The organism is Pseudobacillus badius, assembly GCF_002189605.1.
GTDB lineage: Bacteria > Bacillota > Bacilli > Bacillales > Domibacillaceae > Pseudobacillus > Pseudobacillus badius.
This window is the reverse complement of the sequence record NZ_MWMM01000043.1, coordinates 1-3,307: the sequence shown is the minus strand read 5'-3', so window position 1 is coordinate 3,307 and position 3,307 is coordinate 1. Positions and strand designations below refer to the sequence as shown.

Sequence of the window (3,307 nt, the reverse complement as noted above, 5' to 3'; positions counted from 1 at the left end):
ATTACCATTATACACTTCCGGTTTTGGCTGGCTTGTCCCAGCGTTAATTGGGGTGTTAATCGGCCTTATTGTACAGATAGTAAATAAACAGCAATTGAGAAAAAAATCTCGCCAAAGCAATGCCTCTTAAATAATGGTTATCATAATTGTGAAACGCTAATAAAGATGATTATTTGCAGGGGATCACTAGCTGTATTTTTCGTTTGAAAGATATGCCTCATTTAAAAGGCGTTGCCTAGATTCAAGTGATTACTTTAAAGAGTCTAGGGAGATGGCACTGGTAAGGCGAAAGAAAGAGTAGGGCATGAGGTTAATTTGTATTTGTGCAAAGTGTTATAATTGAGGATAGTGAAAACCCTCCTTTTGGATAGAGGGTTTTCACATCAATGATTTGGTTTATAAAATTCAACAAAATCAGGTATTAATTATCGACTCTGTTGTGAATGTAGAGTAGGTCTCTTTCTTTGCTCTCCTCCGTGAATCAGTTTTATTTTTACAGAAATACTTTGTAAGCTTTCCTCTGTCAATGGGACTTTTCCATTTTTCTCAACCGCCTGCCATGTCTTCAAATGGTTGCGGTATACTTCTTCGGAAAGCCGGTATACATCTGTATTCGTTTTTATTCCTTCTAGAAAAGTTTGTTTTATCTCATTTCTCATGGTCTCTTCTGCGGCGTTTTGTACATCCTTTAGCTTTTTTGGATGCATTAATTCCCATAAGATGGCGTCAACCTCAACCGAAATTTGAAAGCGGACATCCCTGCCTGTAACAACCACTTTCTTTTTGACTTTTAGCTTATCTATCAACAAACTAACAGAAGCGGACTCTTCTTTAATGCTGATTTCTTCTCTCTTAAGGTCTTCATTTAGCCATTTTAAACCTTTTATTTTCTTATAAGAGAGTGTGTTTTTTAAGTTGTTTTTCGTAACAAAAGCTGCACCTGAAAATTGAACAATTTGATCTGTTTTTTTATTTGTTTTCCAAGTGTGCTTAGCCAGTCTAACGTAAGGGATGATTGCTTCATGAGGTGGCGCTCATTAAGAGCAATTAATATCTCTCTCATGTTGACTGGATCAATAAATGAGCTTTGCTCATAAGCAGCTTCCGGGTCACTTAGCCGAGAAAAGTAAGTGGACATCTCTAAAGGAGGAATAGCTGAAAGGAGTTCTTTTAAAGGCTCCTTAGTTGCATAAACCCAAGTAAGGTACCGTGTTTCTCGGTACCTGTCGAGCAAGTCGAGTGTTGCTTGGAGTGCTCCTTCTTGCAGTGCTTCTTCTGTAAGTACAAAGAAAGATAAATGTCCCCAAAAAATTCTTCTTTGCGAAGAACGGTATAAGTTAAAAATTGCTTCATTTAATGTCCTTCCAGATGCATTGCCGACTACTACTTTGGCTTGTTGGTTTTTACTGGCTGTTTCTGATTTGGCAATTAAAGACGGATTGACAAGCTGCAGGTAGACAGTGTAAGCCCCATTTTTATAATCTACTCCAAGTCCTTGTCCATAAATGATGCGTTCCGGTTCATTAGAATCCCAGCAGCTGGAAAGTAAGGGGAGCAATAGAAAAAAGACTAGAAGAAACGACTTCCTTTTCTTCTGATTTTTTAATTTTTTATGGTCCATTAGATAACTCCTTTTTCAAGCATTGAAAATGATAGGCAAACTCGGAAATAGTCGATTGAAAGAAAATCGTATTTTTCTCTTTTGTAGATACGATTATCTATATGCTTTGACAACTTTTTACCTTTATTGCTTGGTTATTTTGGCTCTTACCTTAGCAGTTATTAGTAATGATAAAGGCAAGATGAAACAAATAATTAATGAAAAAGGAATAAATGCTTTTAAAGCAAAATCATTAAAAAAGACAACATCGGGGTAGAAAAAAATGGACATTGAAAAAATTAATAAAGACAGAGGGAAAAGGAGAATCTGATAATTTTTTAAGTTAATCATTTGGGCTAATCCAAGGGAAAGCCCATAAAAGCAAATTGTTAACTTGAAATAGGTAGTGATTACCCAAATAATTGCCACTACTACTTCAATTCGGTTAAAAAAGTTAGCAACATTTATTTTTTTACCTAAAGTATAAACAGGATACGATTGAAAAGAAGTGAGTTTCACATTTAATACCCATATGCATAAAAGAATTACAATTAAAAGTACCATTCCTCCAATTACCATTCCTTTGTAGAAGTACTTCCGCATGTTAGCTTTCTCATTTACATAGGGAGTGATCATTAAAAAAATAATGAGTTGCAAATAAGGTATTCCTAATTGATGAAACGTGCCTTTAAGGACTGGTTTTATACCTCCTTCAAGAATCGGTTGTATATTTTCCACTTTAATTTCAGGGATGAGGAATAAAGTCAAGAAAAACAGCAACATGATAATCCAAGGAAAAAAAATTAACAAAGATCGGCTAATGACTTCTAGACCAAGCCGGACACCGATCAAACTTGTTAAGATAAACAGTAGCATAATGATTTCAATTGGTGTTTCCACTAATATCAGCCCTCTAATTACAGTTTGAGAAGAAGGTTCTTGAACCCCACGATCAGGCCCTTTTCTTGAACTAAGTGTTAATCCTTTTGAACATCCATCAAGCAATAATATGGCATCCCCAGATAGAAGATGAAGAAAAAGATCTTGTAAATTACTGATTTCTTTTAGATCTCCTATCGGGAGAGTGTGCAACTTAATTACCTTAAAGAAATCATCTGTCCTAACAGGTGGATCCAATTGACTATTTCTGATTTTTAACATAAGGGTATCCAAAATAAATTCCTGAATGAAAGCACTGTTAGACAATCCATCTGTATAAATAATAGATAGATTCTTCTTTACATGATCCCCAATTTGGAAATTCCTTATAACTATGTCGGTACTATTTCCTGTTATTTGCTTAATATGTTTGACGTTGAATGAAAGATCCGCCGAAATACCTTGAGTTTCTTGAGGGGACGCTTCCTTTTTATTCTTACTCTTTTTCTCTTGTTTGATTTTTAGAAACTCTTTTAAAAGTCTTGGGATTCTAGATTTCAATGTGAGCCTCCTAAAAAGTTGCTTTTATTATTCTTGACCATTCGTCAAAATTTATACTTGTATAGTCGTTAATCATCGCATCAAAGTAGGTGTGGAGCGTCTACACTTATCTGGACAGAAAAATTAAGGTCACGTACACTTGATCTAAAACAGATGAGGAGCTTCAAATATCATAAAGCGAGAACGCCGTACATTTACAGCCGAGTTCAAAAAGCAGATGGTACAGCTGTACCAAAACGGAAAAACAAAAAGAGCTATCATTGATGA

General features: G+C 35.3%; 3 protein-coding genes. All 3 read right to left on the bottom strand.

Features of this window, described 5'->3' with window-relative positions; genetic code table 11:
* Positions 1–425 precede the first annotated feature (425 nt).
* The gene (locus B1A98_RS21055) at positions 426–887 is read right to left on the bottom strand and encodes a Ger(x)C family spore germination C-terminal domain-containing protein (RefSeq protein WP_254654620.1); all 462 of its coding nucleotides are present in this window, start codon (positions 885–887) and stop codon (positions 426–428) included.
* 23 nt (positions 888–910) lie between these two features.
* Positions 911–1,621 (bottom strand): Ger(x)C family spore germination protein, encoded by a 711-nt coding sequence (locus B1A98_RS19835; RefSeq protein WP_082821680.1) that lies wholly within the window; start codon positions 1,619–1,621, stop codon positions 911–913.
* 123 nt (positions 1,622–1,744) lie between these two features.
* The gene (locus B1A98_RS19830) at positions 1,745–3,040 is read right to left on the bottom strand and encodes an endospore germination permease (RefSeq protein WP_063384371.1); all 1,296 of its coding nucleotides are present in this window, start codon (positions 3,038–3,040) and stop codon (positions 1,745–1,747) included.
* Between the last annotated feature and the right edge of the window lie 267 nt (positions 3,041–3,307).

Bases quoted from the DNA above. Each gene is read 5' to 3' on its own strand.
- B1A98_RS19835 (WP_082821680.1), bottom strand. From the start codon at position 1,621: ATGGACCATAAAAAATTAAAAAATCAGAAGAAAAGGAAGTCGTTTCTT.